Source organism: Pseudomonas sp. GW821-FHT07E12, from assembly GCF_058986605.1.
In genome coordinates this window covers 37576-62499 of record NZ_JBYSVX010000002.1, presented here as the reverse complement: position 1 = coordinate 62499, position 24924 = coordinate 37576, and the positions used below count along the sequence as shown (strand labels likewise).

Annotated in this window: 24 protein-coding genes; 12 read left to right on the top strand and 12 right to left on the bottom strand. The window is 67.3% G+C overall.

Features of this window, described 5'->3' with window-relative positions; translation table 11 throughout:
• Positions 1-38 precede the first annotated feature (38 nt).
• The gene (locus AC3WJE_RS01910) at positions 39-638 is read left to right on the top strand and encodes a nitroreductase family protein (protein ID WP_493729082.1); all 600 of its coding nucleotides are present in this window, start codon (positions 39-41) and stop codon (positions 636-638) included.
• A gap of 696 nt (positions 639-1334) precedes the next feature.
• Here the strand turns inward: AC3WJE_RS01910 and dusB are convergent.
• From dusB to AC3WJE_RS01890, 4 genes are all read right to left on the bottom strand, one after another.
• The gene (gene dusB / locus AC3WJE_RS01905; protein ID WP_493729081.1) at positions 1335-2336 is read right to left on the bottom strand and encodes a tRNA dihydrouridine synthase DusB; all 1002 of its coding nucleotides are present in this window, start codon (positions 2334-2336) and stop codon (positions 1335-1337) included.
• Between the two features lie 46 nt (positions 2337-2382).
• Complete coding sequence (locus AC3WJE_RS01900; protein WP_493729080.1) at positions 2383-4500, bottom strand: TonB-dependent receptor; 2118 nt, start codon at positions 4498-4500, stop codon at positions 2383-2385.
• 156 nt (positions 4501-4656) lie between these two features.
• Positions 4657-5613: a ribokinase gene (locus AC3WJE_RS01895; protein ID WP_493729079.1), complete on the bottom strand. Its 957-nt coding sequence runs from the start codon at positions 5611-5613 to the stop codon at positions 4657-4659.
• A gap of 71 nt (positions 5614-5684) precedes the next feature.
• Positions 5685-7010 (bottom strand): NupC/NupG family nucleoside CNT transporter, encoded by a 1326-nt coding sequence (locus tag AC3WJE_RS01890; protein ID WP_493729078.1) that lies wholly within the window; start codon positions 7008-7010, stop codon positions 5685-5687.
• Positions 7011-7229: 219 nt separating this feature from the next.
• Between AC3WJE_RS01890 and AC3WJE_RS01885 the strand changes: the two genes are divergently transcribed.
• From AC3WJE_RS01885 to AC3WJE_RS01875, 3 genes are all read left to right on the top strand, one after another.
• Complete coding sequence (locus AC3WJE_RS01885; RefSeq protein ID WP_493729077.1) at positions 7230-8201, top strand: aldo/keto reductase; 972 nt, start codon at positions 7230-7232, stop codon at positions 8199-8201.
• 144 nt (positions 8202-8345) lie between these two features.
• Positions 8346-8540 (top strand): hemin uptake protein HemP, encoded by a 195-nt coding sequence (hemP, locus tag AC3WJE_RS01880; RefSeq protein ID WP_493729076.1) that lies wholly within the window; start codon positions 8346-8348, stop codon positions 8538-8540.
• Positions 8541-8766: 226 nt separating this feature from the next.
• Positions 8767-9444, top strand: a complete 678-nt coding sequence (locus AC3WJE_RS01875; protein WP_493729075.1) for a hypothetical protein — start codon at positions 8767-8769, stop codon at positions 9442-9444.
• Positions 9445-9576: 132 nt separating this feature from the next.
• On the opposite strand, the gene AC3WJE_RS01870 is transcribed toward AC3WJE_RS01875, so the two are convergent.
• The 7 genes from AC3WJE_RS01870 to AC3WJE_RS01840 all read right to left on the bottom strand — a co-directional run bounded on the left by AC3WJE_RS01870 (position 9577) and on the right by AC3WJE_RS01840 (position 17149).
• Positions 9577-9930: a DMT family protein gene (locus tag AC3WJE_RS01870; protein WP_493729074.1), complete on the bottom strand. Its 354-nt coding sequence runs from the start codon at positions 9928-9930 to the stop codon at positions 9577-9579.
• Between the two features lie 103 nt (positions 9931-10033).
• A complete protein-coding gene (locus AC3WJE_RS01865) occupies positions 10034-10849 on the bottom strand; it encodes an ABC transporter permease (RefSeq protein WP_493729259.1) in 816 nt (271 codons plus the stop codon).
• Positions 10850-10902: 53 nt separating this feature from the next.
• Positions 10903-11757: an ABC transporter ATP-binding protein gene (locus AC3WJE_RS01860; protein WP_493729073.1), complete on the bottom strand. Its 855-nt coding sequence runs from the start codon at positions 11755-11757 to the stop codon at positions 10903-10905.
• Positions 11758-11760: 3 nt separating this feature from the next.
• Complete coding sequence (locus AC3WJE_RS01855; protein WP_493729072.1) at positions 11761-12810, bottom strand: ABC transporter substrate-binding protein; 1050 nt, start codon at positions 12808-12810, stop codon at positions 11761-11763.
• Positions 12811-12856: 46 nt separating this feature from the next.
• Positions 12857-13756, bottom strand: a complete 900-nt coding sequence (locus tag AC3WJE_RS01850) for a TauD/TfdA dioxygenase family protein (protein WP_493729071.1) — start codon at positions 13754-13756, stop codon at positions 12857-12859.
• Between the two features lie 157 nt (positions 13757-13913).
• On the bottom strand, positions 13914-16391 hold the full coding sequence (locus AC3WJE_RS01845) for an ABC transporter permease (protein ID WP_493729070.1): 2478 nt from the start codon (positions 16389-16391) through the stop codon (positions 13914-13916).
• Positions 16388-17149, bottom strand: a complete 762-nt coding sequence (locus AC3WJE_RS01840; RefSeq protein ID WP_493729069.1) for an ABC transporter ATP-binding protein — start codon at positions 17147-17149, stop codon at positions 16388-16390. Before AC3WJE_RS01840 ends, AC3WJE_RS01845 begins: the two co-directional genes overlap by 4 nt.
• On the opposite strand from AC3WJE_RS01840, the gene AC3WJE_RS01835 reads away from it, so the two are divergent.
• The 3 genes from AC3WJE_RS01835 (at position 17140) to AC3WJE_RS01825 (ending at position 19970) form a co-directional block, all read left to right on the top strand.
• Positions 17140-17763, top strand: a complete 624-nt coding sequence (locus AC3WJE_RS01835; RefSeq protein WP_493729068.1) for an arylesterase — start codon at positions 17140-17142, stop codon at positions 17761-17763. The two genes, AC3WJE_RS01840 and AC3WJE_RS01835, sit on opposite strands and share 10 nt — an antisense overlap.
• Before the next feature lie 91 nt (positions 17764-17854).
• The gene (locus AC3WJE_RS01830; RefSeq protein WP_140723889.1) at positions 17855-18568 is read left to right on the top strand and encodes a response regulator transcription factor; all 714 of its coding nucleotides are present in this window, start codon (positions 17855-17857) and stop codon (positions 18566-18568) included.
• A gap of 130 nt (positions 18569-18698) precedes the next feature.
• Entirely contained in the window at positions 18699-19970 is a 1272-nt protein-coding gene (locus tag AC3WJE_RS01825) for a sensor histidine kinase (RefSeq protein ID WP_493729067.1), read from the top strand.
• Between the two features lie 638 nt (positions 19971-20608).
• Here the strand turns inward: AC3WJE_RS01825 and AC3WJE_RS01820 are convergent.
• Complete coding sequence (locus AC3WJE_RS01820; protein WP_493729066.1) at positions 20609-21307, bottom strand: SGNH/GDSL hydrolase family protein; 699 nt, start codon at positions 21305-21307, stop codon at positions 20609-20611.
• Between the two features lie 209 nt (positions 21308-21516).
• On the opposite strand from AC3WJE_RS01820, the gene AC3WJE_RS01815 reads away from it, so the two are divergent.
• The 5 genes from AC3WJE_RS01815 (at position 21517) to AC3WJE_RS01795 (ending at position 24808) form a co-directional block, all read left to right on the top strand.
• Positions 21517-21897, top strand: coding sequence for a diacylglycerol kinase (locus AC3WJE_RS01815; RefSeq protein WP_493729065.1), 381 nt, complete (start codon positions 21517-21519; stop codon positions 21895-21897).
• A 24-nt stretch (positions 21898-21921) separates the two neighbouring features.
• Entirely contained in the window at positions 21922-22671 is a 750-nt protein-coding gene (locus AC3WJE_RS01810) for a TerC family protein (protein WP_493729064.1), read from the top strand.
• 97 nt (positions 22672-22768) lie between these two features.
• Complete coding sequence (locus AC3WJE_RS01805; RefSeq protein WP_493729063.1) at positions 22769-23410, top strand: LemA family protein; 642 nt, start codon at positions 22769-22771, stop codon at positions 23408-23410.
• A gap of 10 nt (positions 23411-23420) precedes the next feature.
• A complete protein-coding gene (locus AC3WJE_RS01800) occupies positions 23421-24317 on the top strand; it encodes a TPM domain-containing protein (RefSeq protein ID WP_493729062.1) in 897 nt (298 codons plus the stop codon).
• Complete coding sequence (locus AC3WJE_RS01795) at positions 24317-24808, top strand: TPM domain-containing protein (RefSeq protein WP_493729061.1); 492 nt, start codon at positions 24317-24319, stop codon at positions 24806-24808. The genes AC3WJE_RS01800 and AC3WJE_RS01795 overlap by 1 nt, the downstream gene beginning before the upstream one ends.
• Positions 24809-24924 lie beyond the last annotated feature (116 nt).

Genomic DNA, 24924 nt, shown 5'->3' with positions numbered 1-24924 from the left:
ATGTCGCGCATCCACTTTCCCCTCAGAGGATGTACGCAATGACCAACAAGGCACTCGAAGCGATCAGCAAGCGTCGCACCCAGTACGCGCTCGGCAAGCAGTTGCCGCTCAGCCAGGACGAGATCACCGCCCTGATCAAGGAAACCATCCGCCAGACCCCGTCCTCGTTCAATTCGCAAAGCTCGCGCGCGGTGATCCTGTTCGGCGCGCAGAGCGTGAAGTTCTGGGATCTGGTGAAGGAAGGTCTGCGCAAGATCGTTCCGGCCGACAGCTTCGCCCAGACCGAACAGCGACTGGCCGGCTTCGCCGCCGGTGCCGGCACCGTGCTGTTCTTCGAGGACCAGGATGTGGTCAAGGGCATGCAGGAGCAGTTCACGCTGTACGCCGACAACTTCCCGATCTGGTCCGAGCACTCCTCCGGTATCGCCCAGTTCGCGGTGTGGACCGTGCTCGCCGAGGCCGGTATCGGCGCCAGCCTGCAGCACTACAACCCGATCGTCGATGAGGCGGTGCAGAAGGAGTGGAACGTGCCGGCGTCGTGGAAGCTGCGTGCGCAGATGCCGTTCGGTTCGAACGAGGCACCGTTCGGTGAGAAGAGCTTCATCGAGGATGCTAAGCGGTTCATCGTTGCGGGCTGATTGGGTGGTGTTGGGCACGGCCTGGGGGTCGTGCTCGCGGCCATCGTCTTCGCGTGGGTGAAGGCGATGGCTGGGAGGCACACGGCCATCTATCTACCGTCGTCCCCGCGCAGGCGGGGACCCAGCGACTTCCACGCGATCTCACTACCGTCGTCCCCGCGAAGGCGGGGACCCAGTGACTTCCGCGCCATCTCTACTACCGTCATCCCCGCGAAAGCGGGGGCGAAGCGCCACTGCTTGCGAGCCACTGGTTCGCGTGGTGCTGAGCGCCATCGGCGCTATGCCGATGGCCGGGGATCGAAGATCCATGGATGTTGCTTCTTGGGTTTGGAGTAACGGCAACAGCAACAGCCAAGGCTTTCGCTCCTTCGGAGCGAGTTACCTTTCTTTGCTCGTGCAAAGAAACGTAACCCAAAGAAAGCACGCCCCAGTCCTCGCGCCCTCCGCTGCGCTACGGGTCCACTGCGCCAACGGGATTTTCTGACGCGGCATCCATGCCGCGGCAGAAAACGACGCACATCCATGTGCGTCGCCCCTGCGGGGTTTTTCCCGCTGGCTCCGTCGCTGCGGATGGGGCCCCGGGAAAGTCAAAGTCCAGGGCAACTGCAAAGTCAAAATCACGGGCAACGGCAACGGCAACGGCAACGGCAACCGCAACCGCAACCGCAAGATCAACCGCGGCGCTGCGAATTCACCTTACGCCGCAGCCGACAGCACGTCGCCTGCGATCAGTCGGTCGAAGTAGTCGGCAGTCAGGCGCAGTTGTTCTTCGGCGGTTTCCGCGCGGTTGACCACGGCACGGAATGCGCCGCTTTCCGGGTGGTCCTTGGCGTACCAGCCCAGGTGCTTGCGGGCGATGCGCACGCCTTGCAGCTCGCCGTAGAAGTCGTGCAGTTCGCGCAGGTGGCCCAGCAGGATCGTGCGCACCTCCGGTAGCGATGGCGGTGGCAGTTCCTCGCCGGTCGCCAGGTAGTGGGCGATCTGGCCGAAGATCCACGGCCGGCCCTGTGCGGCGCGGCCGATCATCACGGCGTCCACGCCGGTTTGCCGCAACACCTGCTCGGCCTTGCGTGGCGAGTCGATGTCGCCGTTGGCGAGTACCGGGATCGACAGCTGCGCCTTGATCGCGGCGATGGTCTCGTACTCGGCCATGCCGGTGTAGTGCTGGTCGCGGGTGCGGCCGTGTACCGCCAGTGAAGCGATGCCACTCTGCTCGGCGATACGCGCGATCACCGGCCCGTTGCGGTGGTCGCAGTCCCAGCCGGTGCGGATCTTCAGCGTCACCGGTACGTCCACTGCGCCGACCACCGCTTCCAGGATCCGCGCCACCAGCGTCTCGTCGCGCATCAGCGCCGAGCCGGCCCAGGCATTGCAGACCTTCTTGGCCGGGCAGCCCATGTTGATGTCGATGATCTGCGCGCCGTGGTCGACGTTGTAGCGCGCCGCTTCGGCCAGCAGCTGCGGTTCGGTGCCGGCGATCTGCACGCTGATCGGGTCGGGCTCGCCGTCATGGTCCATGCGGGTGCGCGACTTGCGGGTGTTCCAGAAGCGCGGGTCGCTGATCGTCATCTCCGACACCGCCAGGCCGGCGCCCAGGCGCTTGCACAGCTGCCGGAACGGCTTGTCGGTGACCCCGGCCATCGGGGCCAGGACCACGTTCGGTTCGATCAGGTAGGGGCCGATACGCATGCCGCGCATTGTACCGGGAGCACTGTGGAGGCTCCCGGTACCCGCGTCATGCCGGTCAGAAGCGCGCTATCCAGCCCAGCGTCAGCACCCGCCCGCGCCCGGCGGTGTAGGTGTCGTTGCGTGGCGTGGTCTGGGCGTAATAGGTCACGTACTGCTCGCCCAGCAGGTTCTCCACGCCGATGTTCAGGCGCCCCAGCGGCAGCGCGACGGTCGCCTGCAGGTCGAGCGTGGTGTAGCCGTCGAAGCGGTCCACCTCGGTACCGCGTAGATCGAAGCGGCGGCTGATCGCGCGATTGCCCTGCACACGGGTGGAGAAGCCCGGTGTCCATTGCTGCTGCCAGAACGCGGTGACGCGGTCTGGGCTGACGTTCGCACCGGGCATGTCGCTGTCCACGCGGTCGTCGCGGTTGCTGTCGTAGCGAGCAACGGTGGTGGCGTAGCCGGCGCCGATGCGGCCCCGCTCGGAGAACTGCCAGGAGCCGGTGCCTTCGAAGCCACGGATCTCGGTGCGCTCGCGCGCCACGCGGTAGCTCTGGATGGTGTAGTCGTAATCCAGTCGGGTGCCGTGTTCGGCGTCGGACCAGTAGTAGGCCGCGTGCACCAGCCAACGGCCGTCGTCGTAATCCACGCCGATTTCGCGGTTGTCCGATATCACCGGGCTGATGTCGACCAGATTGCCCACGTCCTGGTTCGGGATGTTGATCGCACGAAGCACGCGGCCGATGTCGGCGACGGTGTAGCCCTCCGAGTACGAGGTATACAGCTTGAGCGCGTCGGTGGCTTCCCAGACCAGGCCGACGTTGGGCAGTGTCTCGTTGGTGGTCGGCTTGCCGCCGCGTACGAACTGGCCACCGTTGTTGCTGGGGATGGTGGTGAAGTCGTTCACCTCCAGCTTGCCGTGTTCGTAGCGCAATCCGCCGGTGAGCAGCCATTGCGGCGCGAGCCGCCATTCGGCCTGCACGAACGGCGACAGCGAGGTGTAGGTGGTGGCCGGCACCCACTTCAGGCCGCTGTGCACCAGTTCCTGGTAGGTGCGGTCACGCGCCAGATCCAGGCCGAAGGTGGCACGTACCGGCAGGCCGAACAGTTCGTCGCGCGACCAACTGGTCTTGGCGCCGACCTTCTCCGAGGTGTTCTGCGACTGGTCGAAGGTATTGCGGCCGTCGTTCCAGAGATTGGTGAAGGCGGTGCCGCCATACAGCCCGTTGAAGTCCACCCAGTACGCCTGCGCCTGCAGGTAGCCGCCGGCCAGTGCGGTGTCGCTGTAGTCCAGCGTCAGCGAGGTGGAGCGGTTGCGTGGTGCCTCGGCATCCTTGCGGCCGCGCCGGGAGGTGGCGAGCAGGCCGGTGGCGGGATTGCCGTTGACGGTCAGGTAGTCGTTGTCGCCCTGCAACTGATAGTGGTTGGCGGTGAACTGCAGGCGACGATGGTCGTCGATGGTCCAGCCGGCCTTGGCGAACACGCTGCGGCTGCTGGCGTCCATCAGGTCGCCCTGCACATCGTTGACCGCGATCGCGCGGCCGTCGCCGTCGTAATACAGCCCTTCCTGCGCGTAGGACACGCCACCGACGAAGTCGAACGCGCCCTGGCGCGTGCCGAACAGATAGGCGCCGCGGTAGCCGCTGCTGTCGCGCTTGTGCGGCAGCGCGCTGCTGGTGCCGAGGCTGACCTCCTGGAAGGTCTGTCCGTCCTGGCGCGGTGCGCGCTTGGTGATGATGTTGATGATGCCGCCGGACGCGCCCAGGCCCTGCAGTGCATTGGCGCCATGGATGACCTCGATGCGCTCGATCATCGCCGGGTCGATGGTGTGGCCGTCGCGACCGCCATCGCGCAACGGCGTGGACTGCGGCACGCCGTCCACCAGGTACAGCGGCTTGCGCCCGCGCAGGGTCTCGCCGGCGTTGGTGAGCTTCTGCCGGCTCGGCGAGAACGACGGGATCAGGTTGGACAGCACCTGCGACAGGTCCTGGGTCAGTGCCAGCTGCTGCTCCAACTGCACCCGGTCGATCACGGTGATCGTATTGGGCAGTGCGGCTTCCGAGGTCGGCATGCGGCTGGTGCTGGCGGACACCGTCAGCTTGTCCAGATCGACCACGTCGCCGGACTGGGCATGCGCGAGCGGGGTGGCCAGGACGGCCAGCAGGGCGGCGGAAAGCAGGTGACAGCGGGGCATGAGCGGCGCACGGGAATGAAGTGGCCGCGGAGTGTTAATGAGATTCGTTATCGAATCAAAATGTCACGGGTATGCCGGTTCATGTCGGCATCGCCACATTCGGACGGCGATCGCCGCCGGATCAGGGAGGCGGGTGCACAGGGCACCCGCTTGGACTCAGGCCGCGCTGTCCGGGGTCAGGTGCGGCATCGATACCGCGGCCCCGGCGACTTCGGTCGAGCGGGCGGCATAGCGGTTGGCAAAGCGCACGTGCTGGGCGAACGCCGCGGTCGGCTGCTGCGCCAGCGACGCGGCCAGCGCGCCATTGAACGCATCGCCGGCACCGGTGGTGTCGATGGTATGCGCGCTCTCGGCACCGACCCGGTAGTAGGGCTGGGCATCGCCGCGCAACTGCTCGTCGGCATGCGAGATGAAGGCGCCGACCGAGCCCAGCGTGATGATCACCGTGCCGCCCGGCAGCAGCTTGCGGCACAGCGCGTGCAGCGTATTGCCGTCGGTGGCGGCGACGTCGTCGGCGCTGAGGCGCTCACCGACGTGGCGGCCAAGCAGTGCGGCGAATTCGGTCTCGTTGGGCGTCAGCACGTCGGCGGCCTTGAGCAGGCCGATGGTGCTCTGGGCGTTGGCGGGGGCGGCGTTGAGCACGGTCAGCACGCCGGCTTCGCGTGCCAGCAGCAACGTCGCTTCGATCGTCTCCACCGGCGATTCCAGCTGTGCCAGCACCACCTGCGCCGCTTCGATCCGCGCGCGCTGGGCTTCGATGAAGCCGGTGCTCAGCACCGCATTCGCACCGGGTCCGATCACGATGGTGTTGCGGCCATGCCCATCGACGTAGATGCCGCCGGTGCCGGTGGGTTCGCTGCTGGGCTCGGCGACCAGTTCCAGGCCGTCCTGCGCGGCCAGGCCGCGCGCCATCGCGCCGCCGGGGTCATCGCCGAGCGAGCACACGAACGCGGTTTTCGCGCCGGCACGTGCGGCGGCCACCGCCTGGTTGAAGCCCTTGCCGCCGGGTCCGGTGCTGTAGCGGCCGGCAATCGTCGCGCCCGGGGCGGGCAACGCCTCGCAGCGCCAGACGTGATCGACATTGAAGGAACCGACGACTACAACCGAACTCATCTTGATACCTGCTTGCTTGAGTGAAACGTGGCTTGCTTGATTGGACGCGGTGGCGGCTGAACCGCCGCCGCTCAGCCGAAGTGCGAGAGCACGCCGGCGATGGTGGCGGTCATGAAGGTGGCGATCGAGCCACCCAGCACCGCGCGCAGGCCGAACTTGGCCAGGTCGTGGCGGCGCTCGGGCGCCAGCCCGCCGATACCGCCGATCTGGATCGCGATCGAGCTGAAGTTGGCGAAGCCGCACAGTGCGTAGGTGGCGACCAGCGCGCCTTCCTTGCTCAGCACCATGCCCGGCACCTGTCCTTTCAGGATCTGCGACAGCTCGGTGTAGGCGACGAATTCGTTGATCACCACCTTCTGGCCGATCAGCGCACCGACCGTGGTCGCATCCGCCCACGGCGTGCCGATCACCCAGGCCACCGGCGCCAGCAGATAGCCGAGGATGGTGGACAGGTTGGTCGGCTTGCCGATCGCGGAGGCGATGCCGGTGACGTCGCCGACCCAGGTCAGCGGCGCGTTGATCAGCGCGATCAGCGCGATGAACGCCAACAGCATCGCGCCGATGTTCAGCGCCAGACGCAGGCCATCACCGGCGCCGGCCGCGGCCGCGTCGATGATGTTGCTGGTGTTCTTTTCCACTTCCATCTTGACCGTGCCGCGGGTCAGCGGCGTGCCGGTTTCCGGGATCAGCAGCTTGGCCACCACCAGTGTCGCCGGCGCGGCCATGATCGAAGCGGCGAGCAGGTGCTTGGCGTAGAACGCCTGCTGCGCCGGGTCGCCGCCGCCGAGCATGCCCACGTAGGCGGCCAGCACGCCGCCGGCGATATGCGCCATGCCGCCGATCATCATCGTCAGCAGCTCGGACTGGGTCATCTTGGCGATGTACGGGCGCACCGTCAGCGGTGCCTCGGTCTGGCCGATGAACACGCTGGCGCAGACACTGGTGGTCTCCGCGCCGGATACGCGCATCACCTTGGTGATCGCCCACGCCATCGCCCGCACCACCATCTGCATCACGCCCAGGTGGTAGAGCACGCCCATCAGCGCGGAGAAGAAGATGATCGTCGGCAACACCTGGAAGGCGAAGATGAAGCCGTAATTCTTGGTGTCCATCAGGCTGCCGAACACGAAGGTCGAGCCTTCGTTGACGAAACTCAGCACCTTCACGAATAGCTGGCCGAGCCAGTCGAACACGTCGCGCCCGCCGGGAACCAGCAGCACCACGCCGGCAAACGCGATCTGCAGGATCACGCCGGTGGCGACCAGGCGCCAGTCCACCGCGCGCTTGTTGTTGGAAAACAGCCAGGCGATGCCGATCAGAACGGCCAGCCCGAACAGGCCGAAGCCGACCCGCCCCAATCCATCGACCAAACCGGCCCAATGATCGGTGGCGTGCAACAGGCTGCTCCTCCCCAAAACTCCGACCATGCGTAGCCCCTGCGTCCGGCAAAACGGGAAGCCTAGGGCAGGGCCGGGCAGCGAGCAAGGAAAACCCTGCTCACGGTGGCGCGCGCGCCGCCAGATCGGCGCGTTTACCGCGTCCTTTCGCCGCCGCGCCTTACACTGCCGACCGATCCGATGGCGGTGCCGCCATCCCTGCCTGCGAGGAGTGATTGCATGTTCTACCGCCGCCTGGGTTCCACTGGCCTGCAACTGTCTGCACTTTCTTTCGGCGCCTGGGTGACCTTCGGGCGCCAGATCGGCCGCGACGAAGCCCGCAACCTGATCGCCTGCGCCTGGGATCACGGGGTCAATTTCTTCGACAACGCCGAAACCTATGCCGCCGGCCAGGCCGAGCAGGTGATGGGCGATGTGATCGCCGACCTGCGCCTGCCGCGCGATGGCTACTGCGTCTCCAGCAAGGTGTTCTTCGGCGCGGTGGAATCGCCGGCACCGACCCAGCGCGGGCTGTCGCGCAAGCACGTCGTCGATGCCTGCCACGCCGCGTTGCGCCGGTTGCGGGTGGATTACCTGGACCTTTATTTCTGCCACCGCCCCGATCCGGAAACGCCGGTCGAGGAAACCGTGCGGGCGATGGACTTGCTGGTCCGCCAGGGCAAGGTGCTCTATTGGGGCACCTCCGAATGGCCGGCCACGCTGATCCGCGAGGCGCGCGAGATCGCCAGCGCCGAGCATCTGTTCGGCCCGTCGATGGAGCAGCCGCAGTACAACCTGCTGCACCGCCTGCGCGTGGAGCGCGAGTACGCCGAACTGTGCGATGCCGGCATGGGCACGACCATCTGGTCGCCGCTGGCGTCCGGCCTGCTCACCGGCAAGTACAACGAGGGTGTCGCTAGCGGCACGCGCCTGGACCAGCCCGGCTACGGATGGCTGCGCGAGGAAGTGCTCGGATCGGGCGGGGCCGATCGCGTTGCCCAGGCGCGCCGCTTCACTGCGTTGGCCGAAGAGCTGGGCGAGCGCCCCAGCCCGTTGGCGATCGCCTGGTGCCTGCGCAATCCGCACGTATCCAGTGTGATCCTGGGTGCCAGCCGGGTCGCGCAGCTTGAGGAGAACCTCGGCGCGCTGGACGTGCTGGAGCGCCACGACGCCAGCGTCTGGCAGCGGATCGAGGCAGCCGTGGCGGGCTGAGCGCCTTCTGGCGTGATTGATCCGCCCCGACCTCCCGGGCGGATCACATCGACAGCATCAATCGGAAAAGATGAGAACGCCTCTTGATTAGTTTGTGAGAATAATTATCATTTGATCCCGACACCCACTCCGAGAGTACGGATCATGACTGCTCAACCCGTCCTGCTGCGTCCCGAAACCCTGTCGCTGCGCGATCGCACCGTGCGTGCGGTGCCGGTCGAGGAAACCATCGGCAGCGACGCGCTGCTGAAGGGGCGCCGCGAAGTGCTGATCCAGCACGGCGACCGTATCTATCGCCTGCGCCACACCAGCAACGACAAGCTGATCCTGACCAAGTAAGTCGCTTCATCGGCCTGGGGCGCGTCATCCCTTCTGGATGATGACGTGGCCCCAGGTGGGCCCAACGCCTCCCAGATGGTCGTCGTCCAGCGCTTCTGACTCAGTCCTCCCCCACGGAGGCATGCGCCGGCGATCGGTGTGGCGAAGCGCCATGCAGCATCGAAGTGGCCCGACAGGCTCGCTGTGACCTGCTCGGAAATCGACGACACGTTCCAAGGAGATCCGCATGCGACATCCGGCTTTCTCCGCTTCTTTCTCTCCCTCCCGCTCGTCCGGCCGCGAGTCGATCGCGATGCCGGCGTCGGGGGTTTTCGTCGCGCCGGTGACCCGACAAGCCGAGGCCACCGATGCGCTGCCTCGTCCTTCGCAGCTGGCGACGCTGGGCACCGTGCTATGCCTTTATCGACCTTCGTTCGGTAGTGAGCTGGCCGGCTGGGCACGTTCGGCGACGCTGGCCGTGCAGTTGCAGATGGATAGCGACGGGCTGCGCGAGAGCCTGTGGTTCTTCGATCGCGAGGGCCAGTGCTGCTGGCGCCTGCACCTGCTGCCGGACAGCGACTTCCTGGCCTGGGACCGATTGGCGTCGGCCTTGCCCGGCTTGCCGGCCCAGGACAGCAGTGGCGGAATCGGCGAGCGGCTGTGGCGTCGCCTGGCCAACCGGGTACGCGGTGACACCTGGCGGATGAGCGTGCTGCGCCTGCACGCCATCGGCGGCCTCGGCGACGAACTGGCGGCCAGTCCGGCGCCGCTGTCGGCGCTGGGAGCCGGGCTGCTGCGTCGGGTTGCACAGGAGGAGGGACTCGATCTGCCTGTTCCTGCAGCCATGCACGATTGCTGCTGCAGCGGCGGCGCTCGCCATGCCGTCAGCGACGATGCCGCCAGGGCGCCGCTGATACGGCTGTAGCCGGATCGGGCGAGACCAGTCCGGATGATCCTTCCGCGCTGGTTCTGATGTGGACGCAATCCGGAGCGTGTGCCGCCGATCAATGCGTACCTGTCCGCAACTGCATCGGCTGTGGCGCGGCTTGCGCGCGGCTCACTCCTTGAACATCAGGAACGCCGCCACGGTGATCAGCGCGAACGCCGCCCAGTGATTCCACTTCAGCGACTGGCCGAGGTAGGCGGACGAGAACGCCGCGAACACCAGCAGCGTGATCACTTCCTGGATGCCCTTGAGCTGCGGCGCCGAATACACCGCGCTGCCCATCCGGTTGCCCGGTACCTGCAGGCAGTACTCGAAGAACGCGATGCCCCAGCTGACCAGGATCACCAGCATCAGCGGCGAGCTCTTGAACTTGAGGTGGCCGTACCAGGCGAATGTCATGAACACGTTGCTGGCAAGCAGCAGCAACACGGGATAGAGGTAGGCCGTGAACGAGGAGGCGGGCATGGCGGCGCGTCGTGGGAAGGTGCCGCAGCATACCGAGCGCCGGTTCCTGTGTAGAAAAAGGGATTGACCAAGGCGGGCCATCGAGGCCGCCTATGAGCTGGAGTCAGCGCTGCATGCCCCAGCGCCGCACGGTCAGCCGTTCCAGCAGTTGGAACACCACGCCCTCCACCAGCAGCCCGAGCAGGATCACCATCGCCAGGCCGGCGAACACGCGATCGGTGTACAGCTCGTTGCGGTTCTGGAAGATGTACCAGCCCAGGCCGCCCTGGCCGGAGGTGGCGCCGAACACCAGCTCGGCGGCGATCAGGGTGCGCCAGGCGAACGCCCAGGCGATCTTCAACCCGGACAGGATCGAGGGCAGCGCCGCTGGCACCAGGATCGCGGCGACGTAGCGCAGCCCGCGCAGGCCGTAGTTGCGCCCGGCCATCCGCAGCGTCTCCGGCACCGCCGAGAAGCCGGCGTGGGTGTTCAGCGCCAAGGGCCACAGCACCGAATGCACCAGCACGAACACCAAGCTGCCCTGGCCCAGGCCGAACCACAGCAGCGCCAGCGGCAGCAGCGCGATCGCCGGCAGCGGGTTGAACATCGAGGTCAGGGTGTCGAGCAGGTCGCGCCCGAGCCGGGTGGAGGCCCCCAGGGCCGCCAGCACGAACGCCAGCGCCACGCCCAGCAGGTAGGCCTGTGCCAGAACGCCCAGCGAATTGCCGACCCGGTGCAGCAGCTCGCCGGATGCAAGACCCTCGTAGAAGGCGCGTGCGGTCTGCAGGAAGCTGGGCAGCAACAGGTCGTCGCCGACCAGGCGCGCGGCGGTTTCCCAGGCCAGCGCCAGCGCGGTCAGGATCAGCACCCTGCGCAGCCAGGGCGGTGCGGTCCACCGTTGCCGGCGCGGTGCCGACAGCAGCGCCGGATCGACCGGCAGTACCGGCCGCTCGTATTCGGCGCGGATCGGCGGCAGTGCGCTGTCGGAACTGCTCACGAGACCACCTCGCGACGTGCGCCGGCCGGGTGCAGCAGCGCGATGTTGCTGGCGGCTGCCGGCGGTTCGTTCAGGGGGGCATCGTCGAACAGCAGTTGGTGGATCCGCCGCGCAGCCTGCTGGAACGCGACGCTGCCGGCGCTGTGCGGCGCGAACGCGTGTGCGTTGAGTTCGGCGCGCACCTGGCCCGGATGCGCGGACAGCAACAGCACGCGGTTGCCCACCAGCAGCGCCTCCTCGATCGAATGGGTCACGAACAGCAGGGTGAAGCGCGCCTGCTCCCACAGTTCCAGCAACTGTTCCTGCATGCGCCGGCGGGTCAACGCGTCGAGCGCGGCGAACGGCTCGTCCATCAGCAACACCCGCGGCTGCGCGGCGAGTGCGCGCGCGATCGCCACGCGCTGCTTCATGCCGCCGGACAGGGTATGCGGGTAGGCGTCGGCGAAGCCGCTCAATCCGACCTTGTCGAGGTAATGATCGGCGCGCTCGCGGGCCTCGGCGCGACCGAGCCGGTGCGTGGCGCGCAGTCCGAACACCACGTTCTGGCGCACCGTCTTCCATGGCGAGAGCTGGTCGAACTCCTGGAACACCACCACCCGGTCCGGCCCGGGCGCGTGCACCGCGCGGCCGTCCAGGCGGATCTGGCCCTCGCGCGGGGCGACGAAACCGGCGATCGCCTTGAGCAGGGTCGACTTGCCGCAGCCGGACGGCCCCAGCAGCACGAAGCGGTCGCCCGCGTACACGTCGAAGCTGACCCGATGCGTGGCACGGACCACGCGCCGCGCATTGGCGTATTCCAGGCTGACGCCGTCCACCTGCAGCAGCGGCGCCGGCAGCATCGACAGGTTCATCGCTCAGCTCCCGCCCGCGATCAGCGGGTCGTCGAAGAAGTAGTCGTTGATCGAGCCGGGTTCCTGCTTGATCGCGCCGACGCGGTGCAGGAACTTGCCCAGCCCCAGCGTGTTCTGCGGGGCGACCTTGAACTGCACCTGCGGGTCCTGGAGGATCTTCAGCACCAGCGCGCGGTCGATCGAGGAACCGTTGCGGCGCAGGAAGATGTCGGTGGCCTGCTCGGGATGTTCGCTGACGAAGCGCGCGGCCTCGGCCAGCGCGGCGACGAAGGCGCGGTAGGTCCTGGGGTTGTCGCGGCGGAACTTCTCGGTGGCGTACAGCACCGTGGCCGAGGACGGGCCGCCGGTGACGTCGTAGGAGTTCAGCACGATATGGGCCTTGGGATTGCGCGCCAGCTCCTGTTCCTGGAACGGCGGGGTGGCGAAGTGCGCGCCGATCTCGGTGCCGCCGCGGATGATCGCCGCCGCCGCGTCCGGGTGCGGCAGCGCCACCTGCAGCGGATCGAGCTGGTTGTAGCCCTTGTCGCCCCAGCGCTGCGCCGAGGCGTATTGCAGCAGCCGCGACTGCACCGACACGCCCACCGCCGGCAGCGCGATGCGATCGCGCGGGGTGAAGTCGCCGATGCTCCTGATCCGCGGCTGGTTGCTGATCAGGTAGTACGGGAAGTTGCCGAGCGAGGCCACGCCGCGCACGTTCTGGCGCCCGCGGGTGCGGTCCCAGATCGTGAACAACGGGCCGACCCCGGCACCGGCGACGTCGATCGCGCCGCTGAGCAGGGCGTCGTTGACCGCCGCGCCGCCGGACAGCTGCAGGAACTGCACGTCGATATCGACGCCGGCGGCCTTGCCCTGCTTCTCGATCAGCTTCTGGTCCTGGGCCACGTCCAGCAGCAGGTAGACGATGCCGAACTGCTTGGCGATGCGCAGCTGGCCCTCGGCCTGTGCCTGCGTGCTGTGCAGCAGCGCCAGTGCGGACAGTGCCAGGGCGAGCAGCAGGCTGCCGGCGCGTGGGCGTGCCGGCACTGTGGACGGAAGGGAGGAAATCGGGGGCATGCGTCGTTCCGGTGGGGGAAGGGGCGGGGTGCAGGAACGGAACCGCTCAGAACGGCACGTCGCCTTCGATGGTGGTGCGATGCAGCCGGCGGCGCAGGTGGTCGGGCGTGCCGGCGGCCAGATGGGTCACCGAGCGGTTGTCCCAGAACACCATGTCGTGCGGCTGCCAGCGATGGCGGTACACTAGTTGCTCGCGCGTGCTGTGCGCGAACAGCTCGCGCAGCAGCGCATCGCTCTCGTCCTGCGGCACGCCGACGATGCGGGTGGTGAAGTGCTCGCTGACGAACAGCGCACGCCGGCCGTTCTCCGGATGCGTGCGCACCACCGGGTGCTGCACCGGCGCGACTTCGGCGATCTGCTCGGGCGTGAGTGCCGGGCGCCACGGGTTGCGTGCGCGCAGCTCCTCGTACTTGGCGAGGTAGCTGTGTTCGGCGCGCAGGTCCTCCACGGCGTTCTTCAGCGCCTGTGGCAGGGTTTCCCACGCCAGGTGCTGGTTGGCGAAAAGAGTGTCACCGCCCTCGGACGGCAGCTCCTGCGCGTGCAGCAGCGAGCCGAGGCTGGGGCGTTCCTTGTAGGACAGGTCCGAGTGCCAGTAGTAGCCGGCATCGCCCAGGCCGATCGGCTCGCCGTTCTCCTTGATGTTGGAGACCACCAGCACCTCCGGATATTCCGGCAGCTGGAACTTGCGCAGCACGTGGATCTGCAACGGCCCGAACCGGCGGCTGAAGGCGACCTGCTGCGCCGGATCGATGTGCTGGTCGCGGAACACCAGCACGTGATGCTGCAGGTGCGCCTGGTGGATGCGCGCGAAGGTGTCCGGGTCGAGCGGGATCGACAGGTCCAGACCCAGCACCTCCGCGCCCAGCGGGCCATCGAAGGGGCGGATCCGCACGGAACCAGCGGAAGGGGCCGGCGCGAAGGTACGCGCGGCGGAGAGGTTGGCCATGGTCAAGTCACCTGGGCGGCGGGGACGCCGGCGGACGGCTGGACCTTCGACAGTAGGCGGCGGTTGCGGGAAGACGAACGAACGATTCGATCGATGCATATGCCCGATAGGCATAACGGCCCGCCCGCAGGAGCGGCTGAAGCCGCTCCTGCGCGGATCAGGGAGCGCGCAACGCCAGCGCTGGCGGCGTGGACAGGATCCGGCGGGTACCGGACCAACCGGCGAACATGCTCAGCAGGATTCCCGCAGCGCCGCCCAGCAGCAGGGTCGACCAGGGCGGAGAGAAGCTGAGTTCGAATGCCTGTTGCGCCACCGCCGTACCGATCCCGGCAGCAGCGGCCACTGCCAGCAGCGCGGCGCACAGCCCGAGTGCACCGAACTCCACCAGCACCGCACCGCGCAACTGCGGACTGCTGGCACCGAGCGTGCGCAGCACCGCGCTGTCATAGCGACGCTCGCCGGCAGTGGCCTGCAACGCGGCCAGCAGCACCAGCAGGCCGGCAAGCAGGCTGAAGCCCATCACCAGTTGCACCGCCTGCCCGACCTGCTCCATCACCTCGCGCACCCGCACCAGGATCGCGTCGATGTCCAACACCGAGACATTGGGCAGATCGCGGGTCAGCGCGGCCAACTGCGGTGCCTTGCCCGGCGCCAGATGGAAGCTGGAAATCAGGTTGTATGGCGCGTCGCCGACCGCGCCGGCGTTGAGCAGCAGGAAGAAGTTGACCCGGAACGAATCCCAGTCGGCCGCACGCAGGCTGGTGACGGTGAAGCTGCGTTGCTGTTCGCCGAGCAGCAGGGTGATGCGATCACCGAGCTTGATGCCGTAGCGCTTGGCCCAGCCGTCCTCGACCGAAGCCTCGGCCGCGGTGCTGGCCGGTTCCCAGAAACGACCGGCGGTGAGTTTGTTGGCGGGTGGGAAGTCGCGACGCCAGGAGAAGTTGATCGGCCGATCTTCGCCCTGATCATCCGGGCCACGTTCCTGGCGCTGCGGCGGACGCTCGTTGATCGCCACCAGTCGTCCGGTGCTGAACGGCTCCACGTCGGCGTCTTTCACGTTCAGCGCCGCCAGATGACGGCGTACCGCGTCGGTCTGTTCGGGCTGGATGTTCATCAGGAAGTAGTTGGGCGTATTGGCCGGCAGACGGTCGCGCCACTGGCCGAGCAGGCCCGGGCCGACCACCGCCAGCAACAGCAGCGCGCACAGCGACAGCGACAGACCGACCAGTTGCACGACGCTGAGCGCTCGCCGCCGCGTCAGCGAGGCCAGCCCGAGCCGCCATGGACCGCGCAGGCGATGCTGCAGCCCACGGATGGCAGTCAGCAGCAGTGCGCCGAGGCCACCGGACACCAGCGCCAGCGCCGCCAGTCCGCCGAGCACCCAGGCGGCCAGCTTGGCATCGCCGGTGGCGTGGACGGTGAGCGCGAGCGTGGCGATGAGCGCTGCCGTATAGGTCAACAACGAGGCCGGCGGCGCCACCGCGAAACTGCGGTTGAGCACGCGCATTGGCGGCACGTTGCGCAGCCGCAGTAGCGGCGGCAGGCCGAAGCCGAGCAGCAGCACCAGGCCGATGCCGGCGCCGGTCAACGCCGGCGTGGCCTGTGGCAGCGGCAGACGTTCGGGGACGAGACTGCCGAGTGCCTGCACCAGGCCTTCCTGCGCCAACATGCCGATCCCGATGCCGATCAGGCAGGCCGGGATCGCCACCAGCAGCAGTTGCAGCGCCAGGCTCAGCAGGATGTCGCGCTGGCGTGCGCCGAGGCAGCGCAGCACCGCCACCGTGTCGATGCGATGCAGCGCGAAACGGTTGGCCGCCAGCGCGGTCGCCACGCCTGACAACAGCACCGCCAGCAGCGCCGACAGCGAAAGGAAACGTCCGGCGCGGTCGAACGCGGCGCGCATGCCGCGCTGGGTGTCCTGGATGCCGACCAGTTGGTAGGCGGTGGCGCGCGGCTTGAGCCAGTCGCGCAGGCCGGCGATCGCATCGGGCGCGCCGACGAACATCAGCCGGTACGAGGCGCGGCTGCCGGGCCCGAGCAGGCCGGCGGCATCGACGTCGGCGCGATTGACCATCAGCGGTGGCGAGAGCTGCAGCAGCTCGCCGGAGGCGTCGGGCTCGGCGCGCAGCACGCCGGTGACCTTGAGCGTGCCGGCGCCGAATTCCAGCGCATCGCCGAGCTTCAGGCCCAGCGCTTCGATCAGGCGTGGATCGGCGTAGGCCTCGCCTGCTGGCGGGGCGCCACCGGGCGTGCCGGCGGTGCCGGACGCTTCGCGTGAGACGAGTAGTTGTCCGCGCAGCGGATAGCCGTCGCCGACCGCGCGGATCGTCGCCATCTGGCTGGCCTCGCCATGGAACAGCACGCTAGGGAAGGCGACCATGCGCGTGCTGCGCAGGCCGCGCCGCGCGGCTTCATCGGCGAAATCCTGCGGGATGTCCTGGCGGCCGGTGACGCCCAGATCGCCGCCGAGCACTTCGGCCGCGCTGGAGGTCAGCGCCAGCGTCACCCGGTTGACCAGCGTGCCGACCGCGGTCATCACCGCCACGCCGAGCACCAGCGCGGCGAACACGGTCAGCAGGTCGCCGGCGAGGAATTCGCGCCGCACCGAGCGCAATGCCTGACGCAGGATGTTCATGCGTCGGCATCCTGCTGGCGGTACAGGCGCCCGCCGTCGATGCGATAGACGTGCTGGCAGCGCCGCGCCAGCGTGGTGTCGTGGGTGACCAGCACCAGCGTGGTATCGCTGTCGGCGTTGAGCGCGAACAACAGGTCGCTGACCTGGCGGCCGGTGGCTTGATCGAGGCTGCCGGTCGGCTCGTCGGCGAACAGAATGCGCGGTCGTGCCACGAACGCACGCGCCAGCGCCACGCGTTGCTGCTCGCCGCCGGAGAGCTGGCGCGGGTAATGGCGCGCACGCGACTTCAGCCCGACTGCCTGCAGCACCTCGCGCACGCGTGCCGGATCCTCGCGGCCGGCCAGTTCCAGCGGCAGCGCGACGTTCTCCTCGGCAGTCAGCGAGGGCAGCAGGTGGAAGCTCTGGAATACGAAACCGACCTCGCGGGCGCGCAAGGCCGCGCGCGCTTCCTCGTCGAGCGCGCCCAGCGCGTGTCCGGCCAGGGTGATGCTGCCGCGGGTCGGCAGGTCCAGCCCCGCGAGCAGGCCGAGCAGGGTGGTCTTGCCCGAACCGGAGGCGCCGACGATCGCGACGCTGTCGCCTTCATTGATCGTCAAGCCGATGTTGTCGAGGATGTGGAGGGTGCCTTCCGGTCCGTCGACGGACTTGCCGACGTCGCGCACATCGAGTGCGACGGGGGAGTGTGGGGGCTGGCGTTCGATGAGGAGTTCTCCGGATGGAATACGGACTGCGATTGCGTTATCGGGCCATGGCGACATGGCTTCTGCTTGCATGCTGGCTGCTCGTGCCGGCGCTTGCCTATGCCAAAGGTCCGGGTAGTGGCCCGATCCTGGTGGTGGGCGACAGCTTGAGCGCGGCTCACAACATCCCGGTGCAGTCGGGCTGGGTGAGCCTGCTCGAACAGCGCCTCAAACAGCAGATGAAGGCGCCACCGGCCGTCGTCAATGCCAGCATCAGCGGCGAGACCAGTTCCGGCGCGCTGACCCGCCTGCCCGGATTGCTGGAAAAGCATCATCCCGGCGTGGTGGTGATCGAGCTGGGGGGCAACGACGCCCTGCGCGGGCTGGCACCGACGCAGCTCAAGGCCAATCTGGACCGGATGATCGTCCTCAGCCGCCAGGCCGGTGCACAGGTGCTGCTGCTGGGCATCGACGTGCCGCCCAACTACGGCCCCGCCTACCGCGAGCGGCTGAGGGGCGTCTATGCGCAACTGGCCGAGCAGTACCGGTTGCCGCTGGTGCCGTTCTTCCTGGAGGGCGTCGCCTTGCACCCGGAGCTGATGCAGGCCGACGGACTGCATCCCACCGCCGCGGCTCAGCCCAAGGTGCTCGACAACGTCTGGCCGGTTTTGAGGAAGATCGTAATTAACTGATTTGGAACGATTTATTCGCGCCGTTATTTCTTCACGCGATATCTACCCGCGATACGGCATGTTTCACAAAGCTGAAGATCGAGGGATTTCCATGCGTCAGACCAAGGAAACGTCCGGACTGGTACTGGTCGTTGAAGACAATCGCAATATTTCCGAGATGATCGGGGAGTATCTGGAGGGCCGCGGCTTCGAGGTCGATTACGCGGTCGATGGGTTGGACGGCTACCGCCTGGCGGCCGAGAACAGTTACGACGTGGTCGTGCTGGACCTGATGCTGCCGCGTCTGGACGGCATCGAAGTCTGTCGCCGGCTGCGCAATGACGCGCGCAAGTCCACGCCGGTACTGATGTTGACCGCGCGCGACACCCTGGACGACAAGCTGACCGGCCTGGGTTTCGGGGCGGATGACTACCTGACCAAGCCGTTCGCGATCCAGGAGCTGGAAGCCCGGCTGCGCGCGCTGATCCGCCGCGAACGCCGCCAGGTGGGATCGGAGGTGCTCAAGGTCGCCGACCTGGTGCTCGACCCGGTCAGCATGCGTGCGACCCGTGCCGGCACCGAGCTGCAGCTCTCGCCGATCGGCCTGAAGCTGCTGACCATCCTGATGCGCGAGTCACCGCGGGTCGTCAGCCGGCAGGAGATCGAGCGCGAGATCTGGGGCAACGGCCTGCCGGACTCGGACACGCTGCGCAGCCACCTGTACAACCTGCGCAAGATCATCGACAAGCCGTTCGACCGGCCGCTGCTGCACACCGTGCAGAGCGCCGGTTACCGCATCGCCGATATCGCCCAGCCGATGGGCTGAGTATCGTCGGCTGTGCGCCGACACCCCAGCCTGACCGCCGCGCGATGCGAGCCTGCATCGCGCGGTGGTCGGCACCGGCAGCCGGCGCCGCTCCTACCTATAATTCCGGCGCGCATCCTTGGACGCCGTAATGCCCTACGGGTTGCCCCGCAAAATCCGCATCGCGTTCATCGTGCAGACCGTGCTGGCGAGTCTGGCCATCGTGGTGGGCGCGTATCTGGTGTCGGCGGTCATCAAGTACAGCCTGATCCGCACCGTGCTGCAGGACGAGGCCACGCATTTCTGGCAGTTGTACGAAGTATCGCCGTCGCAGCCGCCGCCCAACACCTCGACGATCCGCGGTTACCTGCTGCCGCCCGGTTCATCGCGTCTGGCGCTGCCCGAACACATGCGCAACCTGCCGGCCGGATTCCACGAATTGCCCCGGCAGGACCAACTGGTGCTGGTGCAGGACCATCCGCAGGGGACGCTGTACGTGGCCTTCCTGCGTTCGCAGGCCCAGCACCTCGCCTTCTGGTTCGGGGCGGTGCCGGTGCTGCTGATCCTGTTGGCGGTGTACCTGGTGTCGTGGCTGACCTACCGCATGTCCAAGCGCCTGGTCTCGCCGGTGAACTGGCTGGCACGGCGGGTGGCGAACTGGGATCCGCGCCATCCCGATGCCAGCGATCTGGCGCCGGAGCATCTGCCCGACGACCTGCAGGGCGAGACGCGGCAATTGGCGTTGGCCCTGCACACCATGGCCACGCGGGTCGGCGAGCACGTCGCACGCGAACGCAACTTCACCCGCGATGCCAGCCATGAGCTGCGCACGCCGCTGACGGTGGTGCGCGTGGCCACCGACATGGCGATCGCCGAGGAAGGCGTATCGCCGCGCGTGGAGCGCAGCCTGCGCCGCATCCAGCGCGCGGGGCGCGACATGGAGGCGGTCATCGACGCGTTCCTGATCCTGGCGCGCGAGGCGGAGGTTGCGCCGCAGAGCGAGACCTTCGATGTCGCCGATCTGGTCGAGGAAGAGGTCGAAAGCGCGCGCGAGCTGTTGGGCGAGAAGCCGGTGCGGGTAGAGATGAGGTTTGTCCATGCGTTGGCGCTGCATGCGCCGCCGCGCGTGCTGCGGGTGGTGCTGAGCAACCTGCTGCGCAATGCCTGTGCCTATACCGACAGCGGCAGTGTGGTGGTCGAGGTGCGCAGTGATGGTGTCGTGGTGCGCGATACCGGGATCGGCATGAGCGAGGAGGCGCGGCGGCGCGCGTTCGAGCCGTTCTTCCGGGCTGAGCCGGATCGGCCGTTGGGGACGGGGTTGGGGCTTTCTATCGTGCGGCGGTTGTGTGATCGGTTTGGGTGGCGGATTGAGTTGGAGAGTGAGCTTGGGGTGGGGACTGTGTTTACGGTTCGATTTGATTGAGGGGTGTCGTCCGGGGTCTGATGATTTCTGCGCCTGCGTCATCTCTCTACCGTTTTCCCCGCAAAGGTGGGGATCCAGCGACTTCCCTCGCCATCTCTCTACCGTCATCCCCGCGGAAGCGGGGGCGAAGCGCCACTGCTTGCGAGCCACTGGCTCGCGTGGTGCTGAGCGCCATCGGCGCTATGCCGATGGCCGGGGATCGAAGATCCATGGACGTTGCTTCTTGGGTTTGACGTTGCGGCAACGGCAACAGCAACAGCAACAGCAACAGCCAAGGCTTTCGCTCCTTCGGAGCGAGTCACCTTTCTTTGCTCGTGCAAAGAAACGTAACCCAAAGAAACACGCCCCAGTCCTCGCGCCCTTCGCTGCGCTACGGGTGCACTGCGCCAGCGGGATTTTCTGACGCGGCATCCATGCCGCGGCAGAAAACGACGTGCATCCATGCACGTCGCCCTTCGGGTTTTTCCTGCTGGCTCCGTCGCTGCGGATGGGGCCCCGGGAAAGCAAAGAGCAACTGCAAAGGCAAAATCATGAGCAACGGCAACGGCAACGGCAACGGCAACGGCCACAGCCACAGCCACAGCCACAGCCACAGCAAAGCGGGGGCTGGGCTTTGTTTGGTGTTCCTGGTGCGCCGCTTACTTGCGCGCCAGTTCCGGAGCTACCGCGTCGCGCCAGATTTCATAGCCGGCGCGGGTCATGTGCAGTTGGTCTTCGCGGAACAGTTCGGGGCGCGGTTGGCCGCTGGCGTCCAGCATGCGGGTGTAGACGTCGATGAAATCCACGTGCGGCAGTCGTGAGGCGGCGTGCCGGATCAGGCTGTTGGCTTCTATGACTTGCGGGATCAGCTGCGCGCGTGAGGGGCTGGGTTTGATCGAGATGTAGGCGATGCGGGTGTCGGGCAGGTCCTTGTGCACGCGCTGTACGAAGGCGACGAAGTCGTCGCGTACCTGGGCGGGTGTGCGGCCGGCAGCCAGGTCGTTGTCGCCGGCGTAGAACACGACCAGGCGCGGGGCGTACGGGATCACGATGCGGTCGGCGTACCAGGTGCTGTCGCGGACTTCCGAGCCGCCGAAGCCGCGGTTGATCACCGGTTGGCCAGGGAAGTCGGTGGCCAGCGTGTCCCAGAACCGGATCGAGGAGCTGCCGACGAACAGGATCCCGTGTTGCGGCGGGGGATGGGCGGCGTCGGCGGCTTCGAACCTGGTCATGTCCTCTTCCCATGCGGGATTGGACACCTGGGCCGGGATCTTCGGGGCGGGGTGTTCGAGTGCGTGGGCCTGGACGCCGATGAAGGCCAGTGCCAGCAGTGCGGAGCGGATGAGGCGGTGTTTCACGGGCAATCCCGACGCGGTGGAACCGGCCGCCATGGTGCGCCGACGGTGGGGTTCGGGCAAATCGTCGCGGCCTTGTCGGAGTGACCAAAACGGCGGATGTGGCAGAATTACGGGCTCATTACCCTCGTTCCCGTGCCCGATGACCTGTCCGATGACTGATTGTTGCCGTCGCGCGCCACGCTTTTGCCTTGCGCCAGGACATTGCTGAGATGGCTGATCAGTCCGGGCATCTGCCACGTGGTCCACGACGCATGCTCAAGGCGGCGGTGTGGTCGTTCCAGGGGTTGCGTGCGGCCTGGCTGCACGAGTCCTCGTTCCGGCTCGAGGTGTATCTGACGGTCGTGCTGGCGCCGTTGGCGCTGTGGCTGGGCCAGACCCCGGTCGAGCGTGTGCTGATGATCGGCTCGCTGTTGCTGGTGCTGGCGATGGAACTGGCCAACTCGGCGATCGAGGCGGTGATCGAGCGCTATGGCCCGGAGCACCATGAACTGGCCGGCCGCGCCAAGGACATGGGCTCGGCGGCGGTGTTCGTGCTGTTGATGAACGTATTGCTGTGCTGGGCACTGATCCTGGCGCCGCGTTATCTCTGACATTTCCCAATTGAAGGTTTTCCCATGCTGCTCGAACTGCTGACCGATCCCAATGCCTGGCTGACGCTGATTACGCTCAGCGCACTGGAAATCGTGCTCGGTATCGACAACCTGGTGTTCATCTCGATCGCAGTCAGCAAGCTGCCGGAAGAACGTCGACCGTTCGCGCGTCGCCTCGGTATCGCGGTGGCCTGCATCACCCGCATCGCGCTGCTGGTGTCGCTGGCGTATCTGGCGCACATGCAGGCCAACCTGTTCACCGTGGCCGGGATGGGCATCTCGGTGCGTGACCTGGTGCTGGTCGTCGGCGGCGTGTTCCTGCTGGTGAAGGGCATCATGGAAATCCGCGAGCTGATCACCGGCGGCGAGGACAGCGACCCGACCACCAACAAGGCTACCGGCGTGTTCGGGATGGTGATCCTGCAGATCGCGATCATCGACATCGTGTTCTCGCTGGACTCGGTGATCACCGCGGTCGGCATCGCCGAACACATCCCGGTGATGGTTGCCGCGATCCTGCTGTCGGTGGCGGTGATGCTGCTGGCGGCCAATCCGCTGGGCCGCTTCATCGATGCCAATCCGACCGTGAAGATGCTGGCGCTGGCCTTCATCGTGATGATCGGCGTGGTGCTGATCCTGGATGGGCTGGAGGTGCACGTGCCGAAGCCGTACATCTACTCGGCGATGGGGTTCTCGGTGCTGGTGGAGTGGCTCAACCTGCTGATGCGCCGCCGTGCCGCCGCGCACGACGTGCCCGGCGCCGGCAAGTGGTGATCTGCCGGTAGCGCGGCGGAGCGCCCGGCCTGCACATCCCGTGCACAGGGGGTTCATGGCATGCTGGAGCTCCCTAGTACCGCACCGGAGTAGTGTCATGCGTCTGCTGATCCGTTCGTTGCTGCTGTGGGTGGTGGTCGCCTCGCTGGCCGGGTGCGGCTACAACACGATCCAGCAGAAGGATGAGGCGGTGAAGGCGGGTTGGTCGGAAGTGCTCAACCAGTACCAGCGCCGCTACGACCTGATCCCGAACCTGGTCAATACGGTCAAGGGCTACGCCCAGCATGAGCAGCAGGTGCTGACCCAGGTCACCGAGGCGCGCTCCAAGGTCGGCCAGATCCAGGTCAACGCCGAGGATGCGCAGTCGCTGCAGAACTTCCAGCAGGCGCAGGGCGAACTCGGCAGCGCGTTGCAGCGCCTGCTCGTGGTCAGCGAGAACTATCCGCAGCTGAAGGCCGACCAGTCGTTCCGTGATCTGCAGGCGCAGCTGGAAGGCACCGAGAACCGCATCACCGTGGCGCGCGGTCGCTACATCCAGTCGGTGCAGGACTACAACACCTACATCCGCCAGTTCCCGCAGGTGCTCACCGCCAAGGTCACCGGCGCCAAGGAAAAGCCGAACTTCAGCGTTGCCAACGAGGGCGAGGTTTCGCGCGCGCCGACGGTGGATTTCGGCAGCCCGCAGTCGGCCCCGCAGCCGCAGCAGGCCCCGCAGCAGGCACCTGCGCCGGGTAACTGAGGCCACCTCGATGATGCCCGCCCTTCGGCATTGCGCGGCGGCGCTGGCATTGTGGCTGGCGCTGCTGGTGCCAGCCTGGGCACAGCAGCCGTTGGCGGCGATTCCCGCGCTGGATTCGCCGGTGGTGGACCAGACCGGCACGCTCGACACGGCACAGAAGCAGGAGCTCGAACAGCAGGCGCAAGCATTGGCGCAGCAGAAGGGCAGCCAGTTGCAGGTGCTGATCGTCGCCAGCACCCAGCCGGAGACGATCGAGGAGTACACCCAGCGCGTGTTCGATGCGTGGAAGCTCGGCCGCAAGGGCGTGGACGATGGCCTGCTGCTGGTGGTCGCCAAGGACGATCGACGTGTCCGCATCCAGCCCGGCTATGGGCTTGAAGGGGCGATCCCTGACGCGATCGCCAATCGGGTGATCCAGGAGTACCTGGCGCCGCATTTCCGCCAGGGCGATTACGCCGGCGGTATCCAGGAAGCGACCGGTGTGCTGGTCCAGTTGATCGATGGCGAGGCGCTGCCGGCGCCGGTCAGCGGTCATCAGGCGCCGGCGGGCGGTGCTTCCGGTGGCGGCTGGCTGGTGGCGCTGTTCGTCGGCTTTGTCGCCGCCAACATCGCGCGTGGTCTGTTCGGGTGGTTGCCGCGTCCGCTGCGGGCACTGCTCAGCGGCGGCGTGGCAGGTGGCGCGGCGCTGCTGTTCACCTCGTTGTTCTTCGCCAGCGGTTTGGCGGCGCTGATCGGTTTGTTCATCGGCCTGCTGTCCGGTTCACCGGGCAGCTTCGCCCGCGTGGGCGGGTGGGGAGGCTGGGGCGGCGGTGGATTCGGTGGTGGAGGCGGCGGCTTCGGCGGAGGGGGCGGCTGGGGCGGTGGCGGTGGTTCGTCGGGAGGCGGTGGCGCCTCGGGGAGCTGGTGATGCGCTGGGTCCGACATCTGTTTGCGCCTTCGGCGCGCAGCCTGTTCCCGCCCGAGCGGCTGGACGCGATCGCCGCGACCATCGCCGCCTGCGAGCAGGCGCACCACGGCGAGATCATGTTCGCGGTCGAATCGGACCTACCCGCCATGGCGCTGCTGCGCGGGGTGGGCCCACGCGCGCGCGCCGAGCATGCCTTCGCGCAGTTGCGGACCTGGGATACCCACGCCAACAACGGCGTGCTGATCTACCTGCTGCTGGCCGATCACGCGATCGAGATCGTGGCCGACCGGGGCCTGCACGGGAAGGTGGCCGAGGAACAATGGCAGGAGGTGTGCAGGCGGATGGAAGAGGGCCTGCGCTCCGGTCGGGTCGAAAAGGCGGTGACCAGCGGGATCCAGGCGGTATCGGGCCTGCTAGCCGAGCATTTTCCGCGGAATGGCGATGAGCCGGACGAGAACGAACTGCCCGATCGTCCGCAGGTGCTGGGTTAGTCCTTGAGTCGTAGAGCCGAGCTTGCTCGGCTGGGCTTTCATGGGAGAGCTCCAGCGGAGCGAGCTTCGCTCTAGGAGGGCGCCCCGCGGATCTGGCCCGGTGAAGGGCGGTACAG